Source organism: Roseateles sp. P5_E1 (assembly GCF_054049335.1).
In genome coordinates this window covers 1-529 of sequence record NZ_JBFUMN010000452.1, presented here as the reverse complement: position 1 = coordinate 529, position 529 = coordinate 1, and the positions used below count along the sequence as shown (strand labels likewise).

Sequence of the window (529 nt, the reverse complement as noted above, 5' to 3'; positions counted from 1 at the left end):
GCGTAGACGCGGTCCACGGCTGCTTCGATGAAGGTGGTGTTGTCGAAGGCGACGAAGATGCGGGTGCCTTCGGGCAGGGTCAGTGCGACGCGCTCGGCCTCGGCGCGCGCGGTACGGGCCACGTCCAGTGCGTTGGCGGTGGAGGTTTTGACGATGCCCAGGCCGATGCCCGGCTCGCCGTTGCTGCGGTAGTAGGCGCGGCGTTCGGAGGAGGCCAGTTCGATCTTCGCCACGTCCCCCAGGCGTACCACGTAGCCGTCGTTGCCCTTGCCCAGCGGGATGGTCGCAAAGTCCTCGGGCTTGCTGTAGTTGCGCTCCACGCGCAGGGTGAAATCACGGTCGGTCGATTCGATGCGGCCGGCGGGCAGTTCCACGTTTTCATTGCGCAGCGCGGTTTCCACATCCCCCACGGTGAGGCCGCGGGCAGCGATCTGGTCGCGGTCCAGCCAGATGCGCATGGCGTAGCGCTGGCGGCCGCCGATGCGGACCTGGGCTACGCCATCCAGGCTTGAGAAGCGATCCACCACAT

At 67.1% G+C, this 529-nt stretch carries 1 protein-coding gene; it reads right to left on the bottom strand.

All coding sequences use genetic code 11. The annotated features are described in order from the left end of the window. The coding region (locus ACXJKJ_RS32045) for an efflux RND transporter permease subunit (protein ID WP_457395775.1) at positions 1 to 529 on the bottom strand (529 nt) is incomplete at both ends.